We start from the raw sequence: 22,092 nt of genomic DNA, 5'->3' as shown, positions 1-22,092 counted from the left end.
CATCCTTGCGCGACGCGTCCGCACTAAACTGAACTGACGCGCCGGCCGCAAACCCGGCGGCAGCACCTTGGCAGCGTAGGCTCAGCACTTATGCGGCAGCGCCCGAGCCCCGAACACGCAGCACAGCTCAAAACAAAACAGACTGGAGTTCCCCATGGCATACAACCGTCGTTCGAAGAACATCACGCAAGGCGTGGCGCGCTCCCCGAACCGCTCGATGTACTACGCACTCGGCTATCAGAAGGACGACTTCGACAAGCCGATGATCGGCATCGCCAACGGCCACTCGACCATCACACCGTGCAACGCCGGTCTGCAGCGCCTCGCCGACGCGGCGGTTGCCGCGGTCAAGGGCGCCGACGCGAATCCGCAGATCTTCGGCACGCCGACGATCTCGGACGGCATGTCGATGGGCACCGAAGGCATGAAGTACTCGCTGGTATCGCGCGAAGTGATTGCCGACTGCATCGAGACATGCGTGCAGGGCCAGTGGATGGACGGCGTGGTCGTGATCGGCGGCTGCGACAAGAACATGCCGGGCGGCATGATCGGCATGTTGCGCACCAACGTGCCGAGCATCTACGTGTATGGCGGCACGATCCGTCCAGGCAACTGGAAGGGCACCGACCTGACCATCGTGTCGTCGTTCGAGGCGGTAGGCGAATTCACCGCCGGCCGCATGTCGCAGGAAGATTTCGAGGGGATCGAGAAGAACGCGTGCCCGTCCACGGGTTCGTGCGGCGGCATGTACACCGCCAACACGATGAGCTCGTCGTTCGAGGCGCTGGGCATGTCGCTGCTGTATTCGTCGACGATGGCCAACCCCGACCAGGAAAAGGTCGACTCGGCAGCCGAATCGGCGCGCGTGCTGGTCGAAGCGGTCAGGAAGGACCTGAAGCCGCGCGACATCGTCACGAAGAAGTCGATCGAAAACGCCGTGGCCGTGCTGATGGCCACAGGCGGCTCGACCAACGCGGTACTGCACTTCCTCGCCATCGCGCATGCGGCGGAAGTGGAATGGACCATTGAAGACTTCGAGCGCATGCGCAAGAAAGTGCCGGTGATCTGCAACCTGAAGCCGTCGGGCCAGTTCGTCGCGACCGATCTGCATAAGGCGGGCGGCATTCCGCAAGTGATGAAGATCCTGCTCGACGCAGGCCTCCTGCACGGCGACTGCATCACGATCACCGGCAAGACGATCGCCGAAGAACTGAAGGACGTGCCGGGCAAGCCACGCGCCGACCAGCAGGTGATTTTCCCGATCGAGCAGGCGCTTTACAAGGAAGGCCACCTCGCCATACTCAAGGGCAACCTGGCCGTTGACGGCGCGGTCGCCAAAATCACCGGCCTGAAGAATCCGGTCATTACCGGGCCGGCCCGCGTCTTCGACGACGAGCAAAGCGCACTGGAAGCCATTCTGGCCGACAAGATCGTCGCCGGCGATGTGGTCGTGCTGCGCTACCTCGGGCCGAAGGGAGGCCCCGGCATGCCGGAGATGCTCGCGCCGACCTCGGCGATCATCGGCAAGGGGCTCGGCGAAAGCGTCGGGCTGATTACCGACGGCCGCTTCTCGGGCGGCACGTGGGGCATGGTGGTCGGTCACGTTGCGCCGGAAGCCTTCGTGGGCGGCACGATCGCGTTCGTGCAGGAAGGCGACTCGATCACGATCGACGCGCACAAGCTGCTGCTGCAACTGAACATCGACGATGCCGAACTGGAGCGCCGGCGTGCTGCCTGGCAGCAGCCGAAGCCGCGTTACACGCGTGGCGTGATGGCGAAGTACTCGGCCCTGGCGCTGCCGGCCAACAAGGGGGCGGTGACGGGCTGAGCGCGCATCGGCACGTGTGGATTCGCATCGGATAACCGGGCGAATCGGGAGCCCTAGCCGCAGCCTGCGGCGCTTGAGTTGCCGCCTCTGCCGAAGCGACCCAAGCTCAAAACAAGTTACGACAAAGCGCAAAGGGGCGCACGGAAAACCGTGCGCCCCTTTCCTTTTATAATGCCTGCACCACGAGTCGGGCACCTGCACCGACGGAGACCAGAATGAAATCAATGTCGTTTGCGGCGCTTGCAGCAGCCGGCGTGCTAGGCGCTATGTCAAGCGCCGGCATTCCGGCGGCGCATGCTGAGGCCTCCGCCGGTCTCGCGCTTGCCCAGCAGCAGAATTGCATGAGTTGCCACGCGGTGTCGCGTCCGGTCATGGGACCGGCGCTGCATGACGTCGCCGCGAAGTATGCCGGCCGCGAAGATGCCGCCACGTATCTGAAGCGGAAGATTCTGGATGGCAGCACGGGAGTGTGGGGCCAGGTGCCCATGCCCGCGAACACGCAGCTCACGCCCGATCAGGCGGCTATGCTGGCGAGTTGGGTGATGACGCTCAAATGAATGACGCTTGATTGACGGCCTGAGAGCGCCAATGATCGCGGCCCGGTGAGCGCAGCGAGCGCGCCCCGAAAAAGGAGCGCCCCGCCCTCTGCCATACTCAGGCGCTGCCCGAGCGCCGCGCCAGTTCCTGATCGACCGCTTCCTTGACCCAGCCGGTCATTTCAGTTTCCAAAGCCAATGCCACTTCGCGCGTGATCTGGTTGACCAGCCACGTGGTGTGATCCTGCAAAGCGTCGCGGCAGCGTGCTTCAACAATGCTGCGCCCCTCGCCCGCCAGAAAACTCGTGAACCGTCCGCGCAGACGTTCGGCGATGACATCCGCATCGAGATTCGGCTGCGACGGTGCGCGTGCCTCGTGAGCAATATCCGGCGGCACGATTGCGCCCGCCTCGATCGGTGCATGCGGCTCGGCCCGGTCGAATACGCCCGCTGACGGCGCAGCGACGGACTCATGCTCATCGTCGTGTGCGTGCTGGCGAACGGCGGCGTGAGCGTGATGCGCCCTTAAGCGTTTTCTCGGATGAGCGTGTTCTGCTGAATACCCGTGCTCGCGCGCAAGCGCCGGCTCGGGCGCGTGCGTCGGTTCCCGCGTGGCAGCAGGATCGGGCACAGGCTGCGTCGCCGGGGCCGCTGCGCCGCCGGGCGCATGCCGCGCCTCGGCAGGCCTGCCCTGCACGAGAATCTCGTGCAGAACCGGGATGGAACTATCGTCGTTAGGATCGGACACGCGCACTCTCCGTGTTTGAGTCCAAGCTGCAGCATGCCGCGCACGCGTCGAATCCACACGACAGAACACCATGCGACGCGTGCGGAACGAAGCCTAGCTGCCTTGCTTGTAGTTGTTCAAAGCATAGCCGCGATCGCGATAGAAACGATAGCGTTCGCGGCCCGCTGCGAGTTCGTTGTGTGCGTTACCGACCACTTCCAGCAATCTTTCAAAGCGCGCGAATTGCGCCGGCACCGTAGCGCCGAGATTGAGCAGCACCTGATGGTGCGGCACATTGTCGAGGTTCGATGTCAGCACGATGGGTGTTTGCGCGGCGAGCGGCGTGCCCGCCATGCAGTGCGGCACGAAATCGAGAGGCGAGAAGGTCCACAACTGCTCGTCGAAGGCCCGCAGGCGCTCCGGCTCAGCCAGCACGATGGTCGGCTGGCCCGCCTGATACGCCTTGCGGATCAGGCGGCACGCATACAGCAGCGAATCGCCGACGTTCGAGTGAAAATCGATTCTCGTCATCGGCGGCCCCGCCTCGCGTCTGCCACGACGCCCGCAACTTTACTGCAATGCGTCATTGTGCGCCGCGACCGTCGGCGGCCCGATCGATCAGGAACTGCGCGAGCAACGGCACCGGACGGCCGGTCGCCCCCTTCGCCGCACCGCTCTTCCATGCGGTGCCGGCGATGTCCAGGTGCGCCCACGGGTACGCGTCAGTGAAACGCGACAGGAAGCAAGCAGCCGTGACGCTGCCCGCCGGACGGCCGCCGATGTTCGCGAGGTCCGCGAAGTTCGACTTGAGCTGATCCTGATACTCGTCGTCGAGCGGCATGCGCCAGGCCGGGTCGGACGCTTCACGCGATGCGTCGAGCAGTTCGCCCGCCAGCGCGTCGTCTTTCGAGAAGAGGCCGCTGTTGTGGTGACCCAGCGCGATGATGCAGGCACCCGTGAGCGTGGCGATGTCGATCACCGCAGCCGGCTTGAAGCGTTCGGCGTAGGTCAGCGCGTCGCACAGGATCAGCCGGCCTTCGGCGTCCGTGTTCAGCACTTCGATCGTCAGGCCCTTCATGCTCGTGACGATGTCGCCCGGCTTGGTGGCAGTAGCCGACGGCATGTTCTCGACCGCCGGGATAATGCCGACCACGTTGATTTTCAGACCCATTTCGGCGACGGCGCGCAACGTGCCCAGCACCGAACCGGCGCCGCACATGTCGTACTTCATCTCGTCCATGCCTTCGCCCGGTTTGAGCGAAATGCCGCCGGTGTCGAACGTGACGCCCTTGCCGACCAGCACGACCGGCGCGGCTTTCGCGGCGCCGCCGTGATACTGCAGCACGATGAACTGGGCGGGTTCGACCGAGCCGGCCGTAACCGACAGGAACGAGCCCATCTTGAGCGCTTCGCACTGCTTCTCGCCGAGCACTTCGACTTTCAGCTTCCAGTCTTTGGCGAGTTTTTTCGCCGTGTTGGCGAGGTAGGTCGGCGTGCAGACGTTGCTCGGCAGATTGCCGAGGTCGCGCGTCAGGTCCATGCCGTTGGCGAGCGCGGCGCCCTGCTTGGCCGCGAGCTTGGCGGCCTTTTCGTCGCCGGTATTGACGCTGAACACGATGCGCTTCAAAGCACGCGGGGCGTTGTCCGGCTTGCTCTTCATCTGCGTGAACCTGTAGGTCAGCTCACGCAGTGCGAGGATCGCGGCGCGCACGCCCCAATCGGCCGAGCGCTCGAGGATCGGCAATTGGGCGAGCGTGAAGGTGACCTGGACGATCTTGGTGCCCAGCAGTGCGCGCCAGGCGGCCCGCACGGCTTCGCCGTAGGCTTTCTGACTGAAAGCATCCTGCTTGCCGAGGCCGACGAGCAGCACGCGCGAAGCGCCGATGCCCGAGACTTCGTGCAGGAACAACGTGGTGCCGGCTTTGCCGTCCATGTCGCCGGCTTTGATGATGCGGGTCAGGAGGCCCTTGGTGGCCGCATCGATCTCCAGCGCAGCGCCCGAGAGCGTTTGCGACTCGAACACGCCGATTACGATGCAATCCGATTTCCCGGTCAGGAAACCGTTTGACGAGCCTTTGGTCCAATCACAGGCTTTTATGCTAAAGTCCATCGCGCTTGTCCTCGGATAAAATCTGGGCTTAGGATGAAAGCCGCAATTATCCGCTATTTTTCCCGCGGCGGCTGCACCGGAGGCGTGACGGGAACTAACCCGTGCGTCACTGAGAGCGCCCCCTCCCATCATCAATAATGATCTTCGAACGCTCCCTCCAGCGCGAACTCGCGTATACGGCTGGTGCCGTGTTCATGGTTCTCCTCACGCTCGTGCTGACGACGATGATGATCCGCATCGTCGGCCTCGCGGCCTCGGGCGAGATCGATCCGCGCGACGTGCTGGTCCTGATCGGCCTGACCGTGATCGGCTACCTGGCCATCATGCTCGTCGCGACCCTGTTCGTGTCGATCCTGTTCGTCCTGACCCGCTGGTACAAAGACTCCGAGATGGTGGTCTGGCTTGCCTCGGGTGTCAGCCTGACCCGTTTCATCAAGCCGATCGGCATTTTCGCCACGCCGATCATCATTCTGATCATGTTCTTCGTGTTCGTCGGCTGGCCGTGGTCGAACCAGCAGAGCAAGCTGCTGCGCGCGCGCTTCCAGCAGCGTGACGAAGTCTCGCTGCTGGCGCCGGGCCAGTTTCGCGAATCGGCTGCCAGCCACCGGGTGTTTTTCATCGAAAAGATGTCGCCCGACCAGGCACGCGTCGAGAACGTATTCGTGACCAGCACGGAAAACGGCAAGGTCAACGTGGTCGTGTCGAAAACCGGCCACACCGAAACGCACAAGAACGGCGACCGCTTCGTCGTACTGGAAAATGGCCGCCGCTATGACGGCGAGCCGGGCCACCCCGATTTCCGCATCATGGAGTTCGAGCGCTATGGCGTGAAGATCCAGAGCCAGCCGGTCATCAATACGCCGACCACGACCGGTTTGCCCACGCTCACACTGCTGCGCAACCCGACCAACGAAAACCTCGCCGAGTTCGCCTGGCGCGCGGGCCTGCCGCTGATCGCAATCAACCTGATGCTGCTGGCGATTCCGCTCGCGCATCAGAACCCGCGGCGCAGCCGCACCATCAACCTGGTGATGGCGGTCCTGATCTATTTGACGTATTCGAATCTGCTGAACGTGGTCCAGGCGTGGATCGAACAAGGCAGGATGTCGTTCGCGGTGGGGCTGGTGGCGCTGCACATCATCGTGGCGGCGATTGTCGTGTTCATCTTCTGGCTGCGTGTGCGCAACCGGCCGCTATTCACGCTGGCGATGTTCCGCCGTTCGCAGGGGGCATGACCGATGCGCATTTATGAAAAGTACTTCGCGCGTCAGGTCTACCTCACGTTCATCTTTATTCTGTTCGCGTTCTCGGGTCTGTTTTTCTTCTTCGACCTGATCAACGAGTTGAACTCCGTCGGCCACGGCAATTACAAGCTCCAGTACGCGGTGCTGCGCGTCGCGCTGCAAACGCCGTCGCGTTTCTACGAAATCATTCCGGTTGCCGCGCTGATCAGCGCGATCTATGTGTTCGCGCAGATGGCGGCGAACTCCGAGTACACGATTTTCCGCGTGTCCGGCCTCGCCACCAATCAGGCGCTGCGCTCGCTCATGAAAATCGGCATTCCGCTGGTATTCCTGACCTACCTGATCGGCGAAGTAGTCGGTCCGTACACGGATCAGTTGTCGGAACGCGTGCGGCTTGAGGCGTTGGGGTCGTCGGTATCGAGCAACTTCGAGTCGGGCGTGTGGGTGAAAGACACGCTCACCGCGCGCGCGGATGGCGAGCAGGTGACGCGCTTCGTGAATGTTGGCGAATTGAAGCCGGACGCGACGATCAGCAATGTGCGGATTTACGAATTCGATTCGCAGTTCAGTTTGTCCAATGTGCGGACGGCGAAGAGCGGCACCTACCAGCCGCCGGGTCATTGGCAACTGACTGACGTGACGGACACGCAACTGATCGACGTGCCGCCTCCTCCTGGCACGCCGGCCGATGCGTTGAATCCGGTGTATCGCGCGAAGCAGACGACCTTGCCCGAGTATTCACTGCGTTCAGAGTTGACACCGCAGATTCTGTCGGTGTTGCTTGTGTCGCCGGACCGGATGTCGATGTTCAACCTGTTCCGCTACATCCAGCATTTGACCGAGAATCATCAGGACACGCAGCGATATGAAATTGCGCTGTGGCGCAAGCTGTTGTATCCGTTTGCGGTGTTCGTGATGCTGGTGCTGTCGTTGCCGTTTGCGTATCTGCATACGCGCGCCGGCGTGGTCGGTGTGAAGGTTTTCGGCGGGATTATGCTGGGGATGAGTTTCCAGTTGTTCAACACGCTGTTCTCGCACATCGGCACGTTGAATACGTGGCCTGCGCCTTTGACTGCGGCTACGCCTGGGCTTGTTTATCTGGTGCTGGGTCTGGTCGGATTGAAGTGGGTTGATCGCCATTAGGAGCCTGGTTTATGGCTACGCATGGGATGGTGTTGTTCGCGCATGGCGCGAGGGATGTACGTTGGCGCGAGCCGTTCGAGAGGCTTGCTGGGAAGGTTCGTGCTGCGCGCGGTTCTGATGCTGAAGCTGGGCCGGTTTTGCTGGCTTTTCTTGAGTTGATGGAGCCGGATTTGCCGACTGCGGTGGGGTCTCTTGTCGCCGACGGGTGTTCTGTTGTGACTGTAGTGCCGGTGTTTTTTGGCCAGGGCGGGCATGTTCGCAGGGATTTGCCGGAAGTGATCGAGCGGTGTCGTGGGATGTATCCTTCTGTCAGGATTCAGTGCGCTGGCGCGGTTGGGGAGGATGAGGCTGTGTTGGAGGCTGTGGCTGAGTATTGCCTCCGGCAGGGGTGAGTTTTTTTTGCCTGTTCGGCGGGGTTGTTGTTGAGCTGGCTTTTTGGCCTTTCCTTGCTTTGTTCGTGGTCTATTAGCGTTGCCCCTGTGCGGGGCGGCACCTACTTTTCTTTGCCGGCCGCAAAGAAAAGTAGGCAAAAGAAAGCGGCTCAAACCGCTAATTCTTAAGCGGGTCCCCCGCACAGCCGCGGTAGTGGTGCATCTGGAATCCGTGTTCCCGCGCACTCCGCGTTAGCGACAAGGCGCTCATCAGCTCCCACTCCGCACTGCGTGCGTCGCGGACGGGTCTGCCAGGGAAACCAGCGGCTTCGCTTCGCGCAGCGGGGGCCATCGGCTTCGCCTCGACGAGGCAGCAATGCGGGAGCAAAACGGCATTCTGGAGGTGCATCACTCCACGGCGCGGCGCGAAACGCAGCGGCTGGTGTTCTGAAGTGGGCGTCGGCGCGCGCAGCGCCGCCGGAGGTATGACTGCCTTGTCACTAAGGCCGAATGTGCGAGGCGACAGATTCCAGATGCACCACTACCGCTACTGTGCGGGGGACCCGCTTAAAAATTAGCGGTTTGAGCCGCTTTCTTTTGCCTACTTTTCTTTGCGGCATGCAAAGAAAAGTAGGTGCCGCCCCGCACAGGGGCAACGCTAATAAACCACTAACAATTCAAGGAAAGGCCAAAAAACCAGATCAACAACAAAACCCGCCGAACAGGCAAAAACCAAAACATCAAGCAGCCACCAAAACCCCACCCGCAAAGCGCCCCACCCCCACTTGCCGGGCGGCAAAAGCCTCCCCAATCATCAAAAGACTCGGTTGCGAAGCATCAAGCCACTGCTGGGCATCGCCACAAGCGAGCCCCGACAGCGTAAGAGTGAGCGTCCGCTCACGAGGCGTACTACAAGCCTCAACAATCGCCACAGGCGTCGCCCCATCGCGACCAGCATCGATCAGTTGCTGAGCGATCTCAGGCCCACTATCGCGTCCCATGTAAAACACCAGCGAATCAGCATTCACCTGCTCACGGATCGCCTCAGTATCGGCCGCCCGGCTATGCGTAGCCAACGCCACACTACGAGACACACCGCGAAGCGTCAAAGACCGCTTCAAGGAAGCCGCACTAGCCAGCGCAGCGGTAATCCCCGGTACCACCTCATACTCGATACCCGCAGCCTCAAGCGCCCGCATCTCCTCATCGGCACGCCCGAACAACATTGGATCGCCCCCCTTCAGGCGCACCACCACATCGTGCTCAAGCGCAGCATCCACAATCTGCTTGTTGATGAACTGCTGCGCCGTCGAAAGCTGCCCGCAGCGCTTGCCCACCGCAATCCGCCGCGCGTGAGCCGGTGCATAGTCGAGCATGGCCGGCTCGACCAGCGCGTCATGCAGCACGACGTCCGCCATGCCAAGCAGCCGCGCGCCCCGCACCGTGATGAGATCCGCGGCCCCTGGCCCTGCACCGATCAGATACACCTTACCCATTTGCCTCAATCCCTTTCGTCCGGTTCGTGCAAAACCCAGCGCGCGACGTCGTGCCAATCGCCCAGCCGGCAACTCAGGCCGAAAACGCCCGAATCATCCCAGCCGCGACCGTGTGATGCGTCGCCTCGTCGATCAGCACGAATGCGCCCGTGCCCTGATGCGAATCGTACACGTCGCACACCAGCGGCTTTTGCAAGGTCAGCGCCACACGGCCAATATCGTTCATCGTCAGGTCCTTACGATCGGTCGCCTGCGACAGCGTATGCACGTCGAGCACTTCCTTGATCGCCCCAATCCGCGCGAACACCGTGTTGGTGGTCTGCTTCAGCAAATACTTGCGTTGCGTCGACAGCGGCGTGTCGTCGAACCAGCACAGGTCGGCTTCCAGCTTCTTCGCCGGCTCCGGCGCCGCCTCGCGCAGCACGAAGGTGTCGCCGCGCGACACGTCGACGTCTTCCGCCAGACGGATCGTCACGGTCTGGCCGGCAAACGCGCGGTCCACCGCGGCCGTGCCGCCCGTTACCGGCGCAATGATCTCCGCAACCGTCGCTTCGCGGTTCGCCGGCAACACGACGATCGTGTCGCCCACCTTTACCTCGCCCGCTTCGACACGGCCCATGTAGCCGCGGAAGTCGTCGGCCTGATTGCCGTCCTGGCGCGCCACCCATTGCACCGGAAAGCGCAGTGCCTGACCCGTCGGAACATCGACGGGCAACGCTTCGAGCAGATCGAGCAACGGCTCGCCTGCATACCACGGCATGCTTTCGCTAGCCGTTACGATGTTGTCGCCCTTCAGCGCCGACACCGGCACGAAGCGCACGTCGCTCAGACCCAGTTGACGCGCGAGCTCGACATACGCATCGCGAATCTCGTTGAAACGCGTTTCGCTGTAGTCGACGAGGTCCATCTTGTTGATCGCAACAATCGCGTGCTGCAGACCGAGGAGCTTCACGATCGCGCTATGACGCTTGGTTTGCGGCAGCAGTTGCGCAACACCGTCGACGAACGTCACTCGCGTTGCGTCGACCAGGATGATCGCCGCATGCGCGGTCGAAGCGCCCGTCACCATGTTGCGCGTGTACTGCTCGTGGCCCGGCGTGTCGGCAATGATGAACTTGCGCTTGGCCGTCGCAAAGTAACGGTAGGCAACGTCGATCGTGATGCCCTGCTCGCGTTCGGCTTCGAGGCCGTCCGTCAGCAGCGACAAATCGATTTCGTCGCCAACGGTACGCTTATTCTTTGCCCGCGACAGTGCCGAGAGCTGGTCGCTCAATACCGCCTTGCTGTCGTACAACAGGCGGCCGATCAACGTGCTCTTGCCGTCGTCGACGCTACCCGCAGTAATGAAACGCAGCACGCCGAGGTCTTCTGGTTGGTGAATACCGCTCATGATTGTCTTACCCTCGTCGTGTGCTTAGAAATAACCTTGCTTCTTACGCTGTTCCATCGCGGCTTCGGAGACCTGATCGTCCATCCGCGTCGCGCCGCGTTCCGTGATTTCCGTCACGGCCGTTTCGGCGATGATCTTCTCGAGATCGTCGGCATCGCTTTCCACCGGGCACGTGCAGCTGATATCGCCCACCGTACGGAAACGCACCAGCGCGGTTTCGCTGGTTTCACCCTCACGCATCGGCGTGAGCGGCGTAACCGGAACGAGCAGGCCGTTACGGCGCACGATCTCGCGCTGATGCGCGTAATAGATCGACGGCAGTTCGAGCTGTTCGCGAGCGATGTATTGCCACACGTCGAGTTCGGTCCAGTTCGAGATCGGGAACACACGCAGATGTTCGCCGTTGTGCAGGCGCGCGTTATACAGACTCCACAGTTCCGGGCGCTGCGCCTTCGGATCCCATTGGCCGAATTCGTCGCGGAACGAGAAGATCCGTTCCTTGGCACGGGCCTTTTCTTCGTCGCGGCGCGCGCCGCCAATCAGCGCGGTGTACTCATGTTCAGCGATCGTTTCGAGCAGCGTCACGGCTTGCGCGGCGTTGCGCGAATCCAGTTCGCGACGCAGGCGCACCGTACCGCGCTTGATCGAATCTTCGACGTGACCCACCACCAGCTCAGCACCGATCTCTTTCGCACGGCGATCGCGGAAGTCGATCACTTCTTCGTAGTTGTGGCCAGTGTCGATATGCACGAGCGGGAACGGCAACACGGTCTTGCGATTCGCGCCAATGCCAAACGCCTTCAGTGCGAGGTGCAGCACCACCACCGAATCCTTGCCGCCCGAAAACAGCAACGCTGGCTTGCGGCATTCGGCGACCAGTTCGCGCAGGATATGAATCGACTCGGCCTCAAGCCAGTCGAGGTGATCCATTCGGGTTGCCGTATTGGTCAGCGGTGCATTCACAGTGGAATCGAGCGTGGTGCTCATGTTGGGTCCTTCGTAGATTCGTCCGGGCCGGCAATTGCCGGCTCGGGCAGAAGTATTCAAATCGGTATGTGCGGCGCTCAAGCCAAAAACCAAGGCCTGAGCCGCCTGAATGCTTTATGCCGAGGCGTTCTCGCTGCTGTGGACCGGGATCGGCGTAATCGTCGTGATATGCAGACCACATTCCTTCGTATCGCGCGACTCCCACCACCAGCGGCCTGCCCGGCTGTCTTCACCAGGGCGAATCGCGCGGGTACAAGGCTCGCAGCCGATGCTCGGGTAACCGCGCGCATGCAGCGGATTGACCGGCACATCCAATGCTTTCAGATAATCCCATACTTCGGCTTCGGTCCAGTCCGTCAGCGGATTGAACTTGGCGATATTGCGCGCCGCATCGAATTCTTCCTCGTGCAGTTCGGCACGCGTCACCGACTGCTCGCGGCGCTGCCCCGTCACCCACGCGCTGACGTCCGACAACGCGCGGTTCAGCGGTTCGACCTTGCGGATCTCACAGCAGCGCTTGCGCAAATCGACGCTTTCATAGAACGCATTCAGACCATGCGAGCCGACATATTCTTCCACCGCGGCAGCCTGCGGATGAAACTGCTCGATATCGTAACCGTAGCGCTCTTTCACGCGATCGATCATGCCAAGCGTTTCCGCGTGCAGGCGTCCCGTGTTCAACGAGAAGATGCCGATCTTCACGCCACGCGACAGAATCGCGTGCGTGAGCAGCATGTCTTCCGCCGCAAGGCTGCTGGCAAGCTTCACGTTGGCGTGACGCGCGGCGATCGAATCCAGCAGCGCATCGAGACGCTCGACCTTCGCAGCGAGTTCCGGCGTGAGCAATGGTTGTGCGGAACTCATGCCGAAGCCTTTGCCAGTTCGCCCGCTTCACGGCGGCGAAACAGCGGCGACGAGTTCACCGCGCCCTGATAGTTGAAGCTGAATTCGTCGAACGCCTTCAGCGCGTCGTTGAAGTCTTTGTCGGCGCGCAACGCGTAAGCGTCGAAGCCGCAGCGGAACATGAACGCCAGCTGATCGCGCAGCACGTCGCCGATCGCGCGCAGCTCGCCCTTGTAGCCGTAGCGCTCGCGCAGCAGGCGGCCGATGCTATAGCCGCGGCCGTCGCGGAACACCGGGAAATCCACGGCGATCAGCGCGATCGTGTCGAAGTCGCCGACGATATCCGCCGGTTCGCTATCCGGCGCGAGCCAGACGCCGATTTCAGCGGTGCTTCTTGAAGCAATCAGCGCAGCGCGCTCGGCTTGCCACAGCGCGAGCGGCACCAGCACCTTGCCGGCCGGCAACGCATCGACTGCGGGCAGCGTGCCATCTTCAGCGGCGCGCACCACCGTCCAGTCATCGTTGACGATCGCGCGGTTCTTGATAATAGAAGCCATCTGTTCAGTATCCTTGTCGCGATTACGCATGAGCCGGTTGACGCGAGGCGTACACCCGTTCCTTGAACGGAGCCATGCCGATGCGGTTGTACGTTTCGATGAAGCGCTCGCCCTCAAAGCGATTTTCCACGAACGTATCGATCACCTTGCTCATCACGTCCGGCATTTCTTCCGCCGAAAACGACGGGCCGATCACGCGGCCAAGATGCGCGCCCGTGGCGCCCGTGCCCTGCTCGCCGCCAAGCGTCACCTGATACCACTCCGAGCCGTCCTTATCGACGCCCAGAATGCCGATGTTGCCGACGTGGTGGTGACCGCACGCATTGATACAACCCGAGATGTTCAGCGACACGTCGCCGAGGTCGTACACGTAGTCGAGGTCGTTGAAACGCTCCTGGATCGCCAGCGCGATCGGAATCGACTTCGCATTCGCGAGCGAGCAGAAATCGCCGCCCGGGCAGGCGATGATGTCGGTCAGCAAACCGATGTTCGGCGTCGCGAAACCTTGCGCCTTGGCCTTTTCCCACAGCGCGAACAGGTCGCGCTTTTTCACGTTCGCGAGAATCAGGTTCTGTTCGTGCGACACGCGGATTTCGCCGAGCGAGTATTCGTCGGCCCAATCCGCAACCGCTTCCATCTGCGCATCCGTTGCGTCACCCGGAGCGATCGTGGTCGGCTTCAGCGACAACGTGACAGACGCATAACCCGCCACCTTGTGCGGACGCACATTGCGCTCGACCCAACGCGCGAAAGCACGGTTTTCCAGCAAATGCTTTTCGAACGATGCATCCGTGTCGGCCAGCTTTTCATACACCGGCGGCTGGAAGTATTGCGACACGCGATCGACTTCCGTTTGCGTGAGCGTCGACGGACCGTCTTTCAGGTGCTGCCATTCTTCTTCGACCTGCGCCGAGAATTTCTCCGGGCTCAGCGCCTTCACGAGAATCTTGATGCGCGCCTTGTACATGTTGTCGCGGCGGCCATAGCGGTTGTACACACGCAATACGGCTTCGCAGTAGGTCAGCAGATGTTGCCACGGCAGATCGCGACGGATGATCGCACCGATGATCGGCGTACGGCCCATGCCGCCGCCGGCCAGAATGTCGGCCACCAGTTCGCCCTGCTCGTTCTTCCTCAGATACACGCCCATGTCGTGGATCTGCACGGCGGCGCGGTCTTCCTTCGAACCCGACACGGCAATCTTGAACTTGCGCGGCAGCCACGCGAATTCCGGGTGGAACGTCGACCATTGGCGCAGGATTTCTGCCCAGGGGCGCGGATCGACCACTTCGTCCGGCGCCACGCCGGCGAACTGGTCGGCCGTGATGTTGCGGATACAGTTGCCCGAGGTCTGGATACCGTGCATCTGCACAGCCGCGAGCTTGCGCAGGATTTCCGGCGTTTCTTCGAGCTTGATCCAGTTGTACTGGATGTTCGAGCGCGTCGAGAAGTGGCCGTAGCCGCGGTCGTGCACGCGCGCGATCTCGGCCAGCACGCGCATCTGGTCGCTGCGCAGGTTGCCGTAAGGAATCGCGATACGGTGCATGTACGCGTGGCGCTGCATGTACAAACCGTTCTGCAGTCGCAGCGGACGGAACTCCTCTTCGCTCAATTCGCCCGACAGACGGCGGCGAACCTGATCGGCGTATTGCTCGACCCGTTCGTCGACGATGGTCTGGTCGTACTGATCGTATTGGTACATTCGGGGACCCCAATTTTTTGCGTGACACACAGCGTTCCGGGGGCCGGCCGCCCGTTACACCGCGCCTGGATATCTCTATTTGTCAGCTCAGCCGAGCGAGGGTTTAGACCCATCTCTCATTTGCTTATGACAAATACAGATATCCATATTGAAAAAGATGGACAGATCGTAATAAACTCGCCTTATATTTCAAACGACTAAAAAATTCTTTTGATATGCGGAGAGGTTATATATGAACCTGCATCAATTCCGCTTCGTCCGCGAGGCTGTGCGGCAGAATTTCAACCTGACCGAAGCGGCCAAAGCCCTGTTTACAAGCCAGCCGGGCGTCTCCAAGGCGATCATCGAGCTGGAAGACGAGCTGGGCGTCGAAATCTTCACGCGGCACGGCAAGCGCGTGCGCTCGCTGACCGAGCCGGGGCGCATCATTCTGCAGTCGGTAGAGCGGATTTTGCAGGAAGTCGAGAGTCTGAAGCGGGTCGGTAAAGATTACGCGGCGCAGGATCAGGGCAATCTGGTGATCGCCGCCACCCACACCCAGGCACGCTATTCACTGCCGGCCGCCATCGCCGAATTCAAGAAACGCTTCCCGAAAGTCCACCTTTCAATTCTGCAGGGCAGCCCGACACAGGTCGCCGAGATGGTGATCCACGACCAGGCCGATCTGGCCATCGCCACCGAAGCAATCGCCAACTACAAGGAACTGGTCTCGCTGCCGTGCTTCCAGTGGCACCACGTCGCCGTGATGCAGCCGGACCATCCGCTGCTCGACCGCAAACTTTTGTCGTTGGATGATCTGACCCAATATCCGCTGATTACCTACGACAACGCGTTCGCCGGCCGCACCAAGATCAACGAGGCGTTCCGCCTGCGCGGCTTGCATCCGGACATCGTGCTGGAGGCAATCGACGCCGACGTGATCAAGACCTATGTGGAACTGGGGCTGGGTGTCGGCATCATGGCGGATATCGCCTTCAACGCCGAGCGCGACCGCCATCTGCGCGCGATGCCGGTGGGCCACCTGTTCGGCAGCAATGTGACGCGCGTCGCACTGAAACAGGGCGCGTATCTGCGCAGCTATGTGTATACGCTCGTCGAACTGCTCTCGCCGAGCATGAACCGCAAGCTGATCGAACAGGCGCTCAAAGGCGAACACGAAACCTACGAACTTTGAACTGACCACGCTTCCCGCTACGGAGACCCTTGATGACGTCGCATAAAAACAAACTTCGCGGCCTGGCCGCTCTCGGCGCGCTCTTGCTCGCCACTGCGGCACACGCCGATATCAAGGTCGGCATCGACCTGTCGAGCACCGGCCCCGCCGCCGTGATCGGCATTACGAGCAAGAACGCGATGCTGATGTGGCAGGCCACGATCGCCGGCCAGAAAGCCGACTATATTTTCCTCGACGACGGCTCCGACCCGGGCGCGGCGGTGCGCAACATCCACAAGCTGATCAATGAGGACCACGTCGACGTGATCGTCGGCCCGAACATCACACCCGCGGCAATGGCGGCGCTCGATCCGGCCGCCGAGAGCCAGACGCCGATGATCACGCTAGTCGGCTCCGCAAGCGTGGTCGAACCGCAGGAAGGCAAGAAGGTGTGGGCCTACAAGATGGCGCAAACCGATAGCGCGATGGCCGACGTGATGACGCGTTACATGTCGAACCACAACGTGAAGACGGTGGGCTTCATCGGTTTCGCCGACGGCTACGGCGAAAGCTGGCTCAACGAGTTCAGCAAATTCGCAGCCTTGCGGCATATCCAGCTGGTGGCCACCGAGCGCTACAACCGCACCGACGCCAGCGTCACCGGCCAGATCCTCAAGCTGATGGCCGCCAAACCGGACGCGATCCTGATCGCCGGGGCCGGCACGCCGACCGTGCTGCCGCAGCGCACGCTGATCGAGCGCGGCTACAAAGGCCCGATCTATCAGACGCACGGCATCGCCACGCCTGAGTTCATCAAGCTGGGCGGCAAGGACGTGGAAGGCACGCTGTTCCCGACCCAGCCGGTCGTGGTGGCGCGCACGCTGCCGGCCGACCATCCGGCGAAGAAGGCGGCACTCGCTTTCACCAACGAATACGAAGCGAAGTACGGCCCGGGCAGCGTCACGCAGTTCGCAGGCGATGCGGCAGGCGTCTATCCGCGGCTACAGGATGCGGTCGCGCGGGCGTTGAAGACGGCGCAGCCGGGCACGCCGGCTTTCCGCGTGGCCTTGCGCGACGAACTGGAGCACGCGCATGAACTGGTCGTCCCGAACGGGGTGGTCAATACGAGCCCGAAAGACCACGTCGGTCTGGATCAGCGCGCGAGCGTGATGGGCATCATCAAGAATGGCAAGTTCGTCTACCTGAGTCAGTAAGCAGCGCATGCGCGCGGCGTTTTGCCCTTACTGGCGGGCCGCGCGCGACGCGCGCGCCAACACCACCGCCCGTCCGGGTGAGTCACATTTGAGTCAATGCGCATGCCGTTTGATCGGGCACACCGATCGAGCGGCGCGAACCTTGCAGGCAGCGTGTACCATGCTGACGGCCAGCTTGCAGTGAGCGCTGGCAACGGCTAATTTCGCCGATTCCGTGCAAGCGCGCGGCGCCTTGTAACCGCAGGGGCGCCGTCGCTCGCCAGCCCGTGATGTCCGTCAGACCGCGCATGCTAAAAACCAGAAAACGCATCATCATCGCCGCCGTTATAGCCGTCGTGATCCTGGCTATCGCGATCGGTCATGCCATCAGGAAGCGCAGCGGCGCCGACGCCGCCAGCGTCGAAGCGCCCTCTTCCGTCGTCGAATTCGCACCTGACGACCTCACCACCGTGAGCCGCCGCACGCTCTCCGAAACGCTGCCGTTGACCGGATCGCTACGCGCCGTCACGCAAGCTGCGGTGAAATCGAAAGTGGCCGGCTCGGTGCTCAACGTGATGGTGCGCGAAGGCGATTCGGTCAAGACCGGCCAGATTGTCGCGAAGATCGACGCCCGCGACTACGTCGCCCGCGCCGAGCAAATGCGCGGCCAGATGGCGGCGATGGCCGGCCAGCTCGATATTGCCAGACAGACGCTCGACAACAACCGCGTGCTGGTCGAAAAAGGCTTCATTTCGAAAAATGCCTTCGACACCGCGCAAAGCCAGTATCAGATCGCCCGCGCGAATCTCGACGCGGCGAAAGCCGCGCTGGCGTCGTCGAATCTGTCGTTGGACGACACCGTCGTGCGCTCGCCGCTCGACGGACAGATCGCCTCGCGCACGGTTGAACCGGGCGAGAAGGTTGCCGTCGATACCAAGCTGTTCGACGTGGTCGATCTGCGCACGCTCGAACTCGAAGCACCGGTGCCGGTCGGCGAGATCGGCCGCGTGCGGATCGGCCAGCCGATCCAGATCACTTTTGACGGCATCGACACGCCCATCCAGGGTTCGATCACGCGCATCAATCCGGCAGCCCAGGCCGGTTCGCGTTCGATCATGGTGTATGTGCAAGTCGCCAATCCATCGGGCACGCTGCGGGTCGGCATGTTCGGCACCGGCACGATCTCGGTCGGCAGCCGGCAGAATGCGCTGGTTGTTCCGGCCACCGCCATCCGCACGGACGGCACGCGCCACACGGTCTATGCGCTCGTCAACGGCAAGCTGGTCGAGCAAACGGTAGAGACTGGCGTAACCGGCGATGCTGACGGGAGTACCTGGACCGAGATCGTCGGCGGCGCATTGACGCCTGGCCAGCAGATCGTGCAGAACAATCTCGGCTCATTGCGGATCGGCAGCACCGTGCATGTGGTGCAACCCGCCCCACCCGTCCAGTCAGGGCCGACCTCCGCGCCGGCGGCCGGCGTGCCGGGCGCAAGCAGCGCACACTGACCGGAGTCCTTGCCCATGTGGTTCACCCGCATCAGCATCGGCAACCCGGTGCTCGCCACGATGATGATGATGGCGTTGCTCGTCATCGGGCTGTTCTCTTATCAGCGGCTCAAGGTCGACCAGTTTCCGGACATCGCGTTCCCGGTCGTGGTGGTGCAGACCGCGTATCCGGGAGCCTCGCCGGAATCGGTCGAGTCGGACGTCACGCGCAAGATCGAAGAAGCGGTCAACACGATTAGCGGCATCGACGAAATCACCTCGCGTTCATACGACGCGCAGTCGATCGTGATCGTGCAATTCGATCTTTCCGTGGACGCAGTGCAAGCCGCCCAGGACGTGCGCGACAAGATCGCACTGATTCGCCCCGACCTGCGCGACGGCGTGAAAGATCCGCGCGTGCTGCGCTACGACCCGTCGGATATGCCGATCATCACCGTGGCGATCTCGAACGCGCCGGGCGCGTCGCTGTCCACGCGCGATCTCACCACGGTTGCCGATCAGATCGTGCGCAAGCGGCTCGAAACCGTGCGCGGCGTCGGTTCGGTGTCGCTGGTGGGCGGCGTAAAGCGGCAGGTGCAGATCGACGTGAATCCGCAGAAGCTGCAGGCGCTGTCGATCGGCGTCGATCAGGTGATCCGTGCCGTGCAGAACGAGAACCAGGAGATTCCGGCCGGCCCGCTGACATCGAGCAACATCGAACAGACCGTACAGGTCAAAGGCCGCTTCGAGAAACCGGACGATTTCAAACGCATCATCGTCGCGCGGCGCGGCGCGCAATCGGCGATTCCGACCGCCACCTCCGCCACTCAGCCCGTCACGCTCGATCAGGTCGCCGATGTCGTGGACGGCCAGCAGGAACCAGACAGCATGGCCTTGCTCAACGGGCAGCGCGCGCTATTCCTGTCGATCATCAAGGCGCAAGGCGAAAACACCGTGGACGTCGCGCACGGCGTGCGTGACGCTGTCGCCCTGCTGCAACCGCAACTGCCGCCAGGCGTCAAACTGGATATCACCGACGATTCGTCGATCAACATCGAAGAAAGCGTCAACGAAGTGAAACGCACGCTTCTCGAGGGCGCGCTGCTGACGGTGCTGATCGTGTTCCTGTTTCTCGGCTCGTGGCGCAGCACGGTGATCACCGGCCTCACCCTGCCGATCGCGCTGATCGGCACCTTCGCGGTGATGTACGCGTGCGGCTTCACGATCAACGTGATTACGCTGATGGCCTTGTCTTTGTGCGTCGGCTTGCTGATCGACGATGCGATCGTGGTGCGCGAAAACATCGTGCGGCACGTACAGCTCGGCGCGGACCACCGCACCGCCGCGCTCGACGGCACCAAGGAAATCGCGCTCGCCGTGCTGGCGACCACCTTTTCGATCGTCGCCGTATTTCTGCCGGTGGGCTTCATGGGCGGCATCATCGGCCGCTTCTTCCATCAGTTCGGCATCACGGTGGCGGCTGCCGTGCTGATCTCGATGTTCGTATCGTTCACCCTCGATCCGATGCTGTCCTCCATCTGGCCGGATCCGGATCTGCACGACGCGGACACGGGCCGCAAGGGCTATCGCTACGGACGCGTCATAGAACGTTCGCTGCATCTGTTCGACAAGCAGATCGACCGGCTCACCACGTTCTACCAGCGTCTGCTCGGCTGGTCGCTGAAGCACCGCGCGATCACGCTGGCCGTAGCGGCGGCCACGTTCTTCGGCAGCCTGTTTCTGGTGCCGTTCGTCGGCACCGAGTTCGTGCCGAATGCGGACTTCTCCGAAACGCAGATCGGCTTGACCACACCGGTGGGTACCTCGCTTGAGGCCACCTCGGAAAAAGTGAAACAGGTGCAGGCAATTCTCGCCACCTACCCCGAAGTGCGCTTCAGTTACGCCACAGTCAACTCGGGCAATACGCAAGGCAAGAACACCGCGCTGATCACCGTGCGCCTGAAGGACCGGCGCGACCGCACGCGCGGCATGGCCGAATTGAACGGCGCGTTTCGCGCGCGGCTTGCTTCGGTGGCGGGCGTATCGATCACCGAAATCGGCATGCCCGACGGCGCCGGCAGCACCAAAGCAATCCAGCTGAGCTTGCAGGGCGACAATATCGACGAACTGCGCCGGCTCTCGGATGCGGCTCAGGCGCGGATTGCAAAGATCCCGGGGCTCGTCGATCTCGATTCTAGTCTGAAGGCGGATAAGCCGATTGTCGCGATCAACGTGAAACGCGAGCTGGCATCCGACCTCGGCGTGGGCGTGGCCGATATCGGCACCGCGTTGCGGCCGCTGCTCTCCGGCGACGCGATCAGCACATGGCGCGCGCCCGACGACCAGGACTACGATGTCAGCGTGCGCTTACCGCGCGCACAGCGCGAAGACGTTGCCGATCTGGCGAGGCTGATGATCGCCACCAACCGGACGGACTCGAACGGCGCGCCCGTGCTGGTGCCGCTGCGGCAGATCGCGGATATCGTCAAGACGACCGGCCCCGATGTGTTGAACCGGCGCGACCTGCGGCGCGAGGTGATGCTTTCGGCGAACGTGAATGGCCGCTCGGCTGGCGACGTGGCTTCGGACGTCGCGAAAACGCTCGACGCGATGCATTTGCCGGCGGGCTACCACTATCGATTCGAAGGCTCGACCAAGAGCATGAACGAGTCGTTCGTCTACGCGGTGGAGGCACTAGCGCTCGCGGTGATCTTCATCTACATGATTCTCGCGTCGCAGTTCGCCAGCTTCGCGCAGCCGCTCGCCATCATGGCGTCGCTGCCGCTCACCCTGATTGGCGTGCTGATCGCGCTGCTGCTGTTCGGTAGCACGCTGAACATGTTCTCGATCATCGGCTTCGTGATGCTGATGGGTCTCGTGACGAAGAATGCAATTTTGCTGATCGACTTCGCGAACCAGGCGCGGCGCGGCACCCTGCTCGACGCATCCGGCAAGGGCCGCATGATGGGACGCCGGGAAGCGCTGCTCGAAGCCGCACGTGTACGTCTGCGGCCGATTCTGATGACCACGCTGGCGATGATCTTCGGCATGCTGCCGCTGGCGGCGGCGCTCGGCGAAGGCGGCGAGCAACGCGGGCCGCTCGGGCAGACGGTGATCGGCGGCGTGATTACGTCGTCGATTCTGACGCTGGTGGTCGTGCCGGTGGTCTACACGGTGCTGGAGGACTGGGCGGACTGGCTGCGACGCAAGTTCAAACGCAAGGCGTACACCGTGAGGGATCGGGTGTAACGGCTAAGTCCGCGCAATTTAGCAATTTCGCGTGCAGTGCGCGAAGTTGCTACAGTAGAAGTCTTTCCCCGACCAG

At 62.2% G+C, this 22,092-nt stretch carries 18 protein-coding genes; 9 read left to right on the top strand and 9 right to left on the bottom strand.

Annotation, left to right across the window (positions count from 1 at the left end; translation table 11 throughout):
- The first annotated feature begins 154 nt into the window (after positions 1-154).
- Positions 155-1,828 carry a dihydroxy-acid dehydratase gene (gene ilvD, locus HWX91_RS21740; protein ID WP_028200468.1) on the top strand — a complete coding sequence of 558 codons (1,674 nt, stop codon included), beginning with the start codon at positions 155-157 and terminating at the stop codon, positions 1,826-1,828.
- A 215-nt stretch (positions 1,829-2,043) separates the two neighbouring features.
- Positions 2,044-2,385, top strand: coding sequence for a c-type cytochrome (locus HWX91_RS21735; RefSeq protein WP_028200467.1), 342 nt, complete (start codon positions 2,044-2,046; stop codon positions 2,383-2,385).
- A 97-nt stretch (positions 2,386-2,482) separates the two neighbouring features.
- Here the strand turns inward: HWX91_RS21735 and HWX91_RS21730 are convergent, their stop codons facing one another.
- From HWX91_RS21730 to HWX91_RS21720, 3 genes are all read right to left on the bottom strand, one after another.
- Positions 2,483-3,112 (bottom strand): DUF2486 family protein, encoded by a 630-nt coding sequence (locus tag HWX91_RS21730; RefSeq protein WP_028200466.1) that lies wholly within the window; start codon positions 3,110-3,112, stop codon positions 2,483-2,485.
- A gap of 93 nt (positions 3,113-3,205) precedes the next feature.
- Positions 3,206-3,622, bottom strand: coding sequence for a DNA polymerase III subunit chi (locus tag HWX91_RS21725; RefSeq protein WP_028200465.1), 417 nt, complete (start codon positions 3,620-3,622; stop codon positions 3,206-3,208).
- Between the two features lie 52 nt (positions 3,623-3,674).
- A complete protein-coding gene (locus HWX91_RS21720; RefSeq protein WP_028200464.1) occupies positions 3,675-5,201 on the bottom strand; it encodes a leucyl aminopeptidase in 1,527 nt (508 codons plus the stop codon).
- A 137-nt stretch (positions 5,202-5,338) separates the two neighbouring features.
- Between HWX91_RS21720 and lptF the strand changes: the two genes are divergently transcribed.
- From lptF to HWX91_RS21705, 3 genes are read left to right on the top strand one after another with little or no spacing between them, the layout of a single operon-like run.
- The gene (lptF, locus tag HWX91_RS21715; protein ID WP_028200463.1) at positions 5,339-6,436 is read left to right on the top strand and encodes an LPS export ABC transporter permease LptF; all 1,098 of its coding nucleotides are present in this window, start codon (positions 5,339-5,341) and stop codon (positions 6,434-6,436) included.
- A 3-nt stretch (positions 6,437-6,439) separates the two neighbouring features.
- Positions 6,440-7,588, top strand: a complete 1,149-nt coding sequence (gene lptG, locus HWX91_RS21710; RefSeq protein ID WP_028200462.1) for an LPS export ABC transporter permease LptG — start codon at positions 6,440-6,442, stop codon at positions 7,586-7,588.
- A gap of 11 nt (positions 7,589-7,599) precedes the next feature.
- Entirely contained in the window at positions 7,600-7,980 is a 381-nt protein-coding gene (locus tag HWX91_RS21705; RefSeq protein ID WP_028200461.1) for a sirohydrochlorin chelatase, read from the top strand.
- 719 nt (positions 7,981-8,699) lie between these two features.
- On the opposite strand, the gene cobA is transcribed toward HWX91_RS21705, so the two are convergent.
- The 6 genes from cobA to HWX91_RS21675 all read right to left on the bottom strand — a co-directional run bounded on the left by cobA (position 8,700) and on the right by HWX91_RS21675 (position 14,934).
- Complete coding sequence (gene cobA, locus HWX91_RS21700; RefSeq protein WP_028200568.1) at positions 8,700-9,455, bottom strand: uroporphyrinogen-III C-methyltransferase; 756 nt, start codon at positions 9,453-9,455, stop codon at positions 8,700-8,702.
- Between the two features lie 73 nt (positions 9,456-9,528).
- Positions 9,529-10,845, bottom strand: coding sequence for a sulfate adenylyltransferase subunit 1 (locus HWX91_RS21695; protein ID WP_028200567.1), 1,317 nt, complete (start codon positions 10,843-10,845; stop codon positions 9,529-9,531).
- A 24-nt stretch (positions 10,846-10,869) separates the two neighbouring features.
- Positions 10,870-11,832: a sulfate adenylyltransferase subunit CysD gene (gene cysD, locus HWX91_RS21690; protein ID WP_028200566.1), complete on the bottom strand. Its 963-nt coding sequence runs from the start codon at positions 11,830-11,832 to the stop codon at positions 10,870-10,872.
- 114 nt (positions 11,833-11,946) lie between these two features.
- Positions 11,947-12,696 carry a phosphoadenylyl-sulfate reductase gene (locus HWX91_RS21685; protein ID WP_028200565.1) on the bottom strand — a complete coding sequence of 250 codons (750 nt, stop codon included), beginning with the start codon at positions 12,694-12,696 and terminating at the stop codon, positions 11,947-11,949.
- Positions 12,693-13,232, bottom strand: coding sequence for a DUF934 domain-containing protein (locus tag HWX91_RS21680; protein ID WP_028200564.1), 540 nt, complete (start codon positions 13,230-13,232; stop codon positions 12,693-12,695). Before HWX91_RS21680 ends, HWX91_RS21685 begins: the two co-directional genes overlap by 4 nt.
- Before the next feature lie 22 nt (positions 13,233-13,254).
- The gene (locus HWX91_RS21675) at positions 13,255-14,934 is read right to left on the bottom strand and encodes a nitrite/sulfite reductase (RefSeq protein ID WP_028200563.1); all 1,680 of its coding nucleotides are present in this window, start codon (positions 14,932-14,934) and stop codon (positions 13,255-13,257) included.
- A gap of 232 nt (positions 14,935-15,166) precedes the next feature.
- On the opposite strand from HWX91_RS21675, the gene HWX91_RS21670 reads away from it, so the two are divergent.
- From HWX91_RS21670 to HWX91_RS21655, 4 genes are all read left to right on the top strand, one after another.
- On the top strand, positions 15,167-16,108 hold the full coding sequence (locus tag HWX91_RS21670; RefSeq protein ID WP_028200562.1) for a CysB family HTH-type transcriptional regulator: 942 nt from the start codon (positions 15,167-15,169) through the stop codon (positions 16,106-16,108).
- A 32-nt stretch (positions 16,109-16,140) separates the two neighbouring features.
- Positions 16,141-17,301 (top strand): ABC transporter substrate-binding protein, encoded by a 1,161-nt coding sequence (locus tag HWX91_RS21665; protein WP_028200561.1) that lies wholly within the window; start codon positions 16,141-16,143, stop codon positions 17,299-17,301.
- Between the two features lie 287 nt (positions 17,302-17,588).
- Positions 17,589-18,788, top strand: coding sequence for an efflux RND transporter periplasmic adaptor subunit (locus tag HWX91_RS21660; protein ID WP_042277455.1), 1,200 nt, complete (start codon positions 17,589-17,591; stop codon positions 18,786-18,788).
- 15 nt (positions 18,789-18,803) lie between these two features.
- The gene (locus HWX91_RS21655; RefSeq protein ID WP_028200558.1) at positions 18,804-22,016 is read left to right on the top strand and encodes an efflux RND transporter permease subunit; all 3,213 of its coding nucleotides are present in this window, start codon (positions 18,804-18,806) and stop codon (positions 22,014-22,016) included.
- Positions 22,017-22,092: the final 76 nt, after the last annotated feature.

The sequence above is a fragment of the Paraburkholderia fungorum genome, from assembly GCF_902833645.1.
Classification (GTDB): Bacteria; Pseudomonadota; Gammaproteobacteria; order Burkholderiales; family Burkholderiaceae; genus Paraburkholderia; species Paraburkholderia fungorum.
Note: the sequence above shows the minus strand (reverse complement) of the source record. Positions and strands in the feature narration are given on the sequence as shown.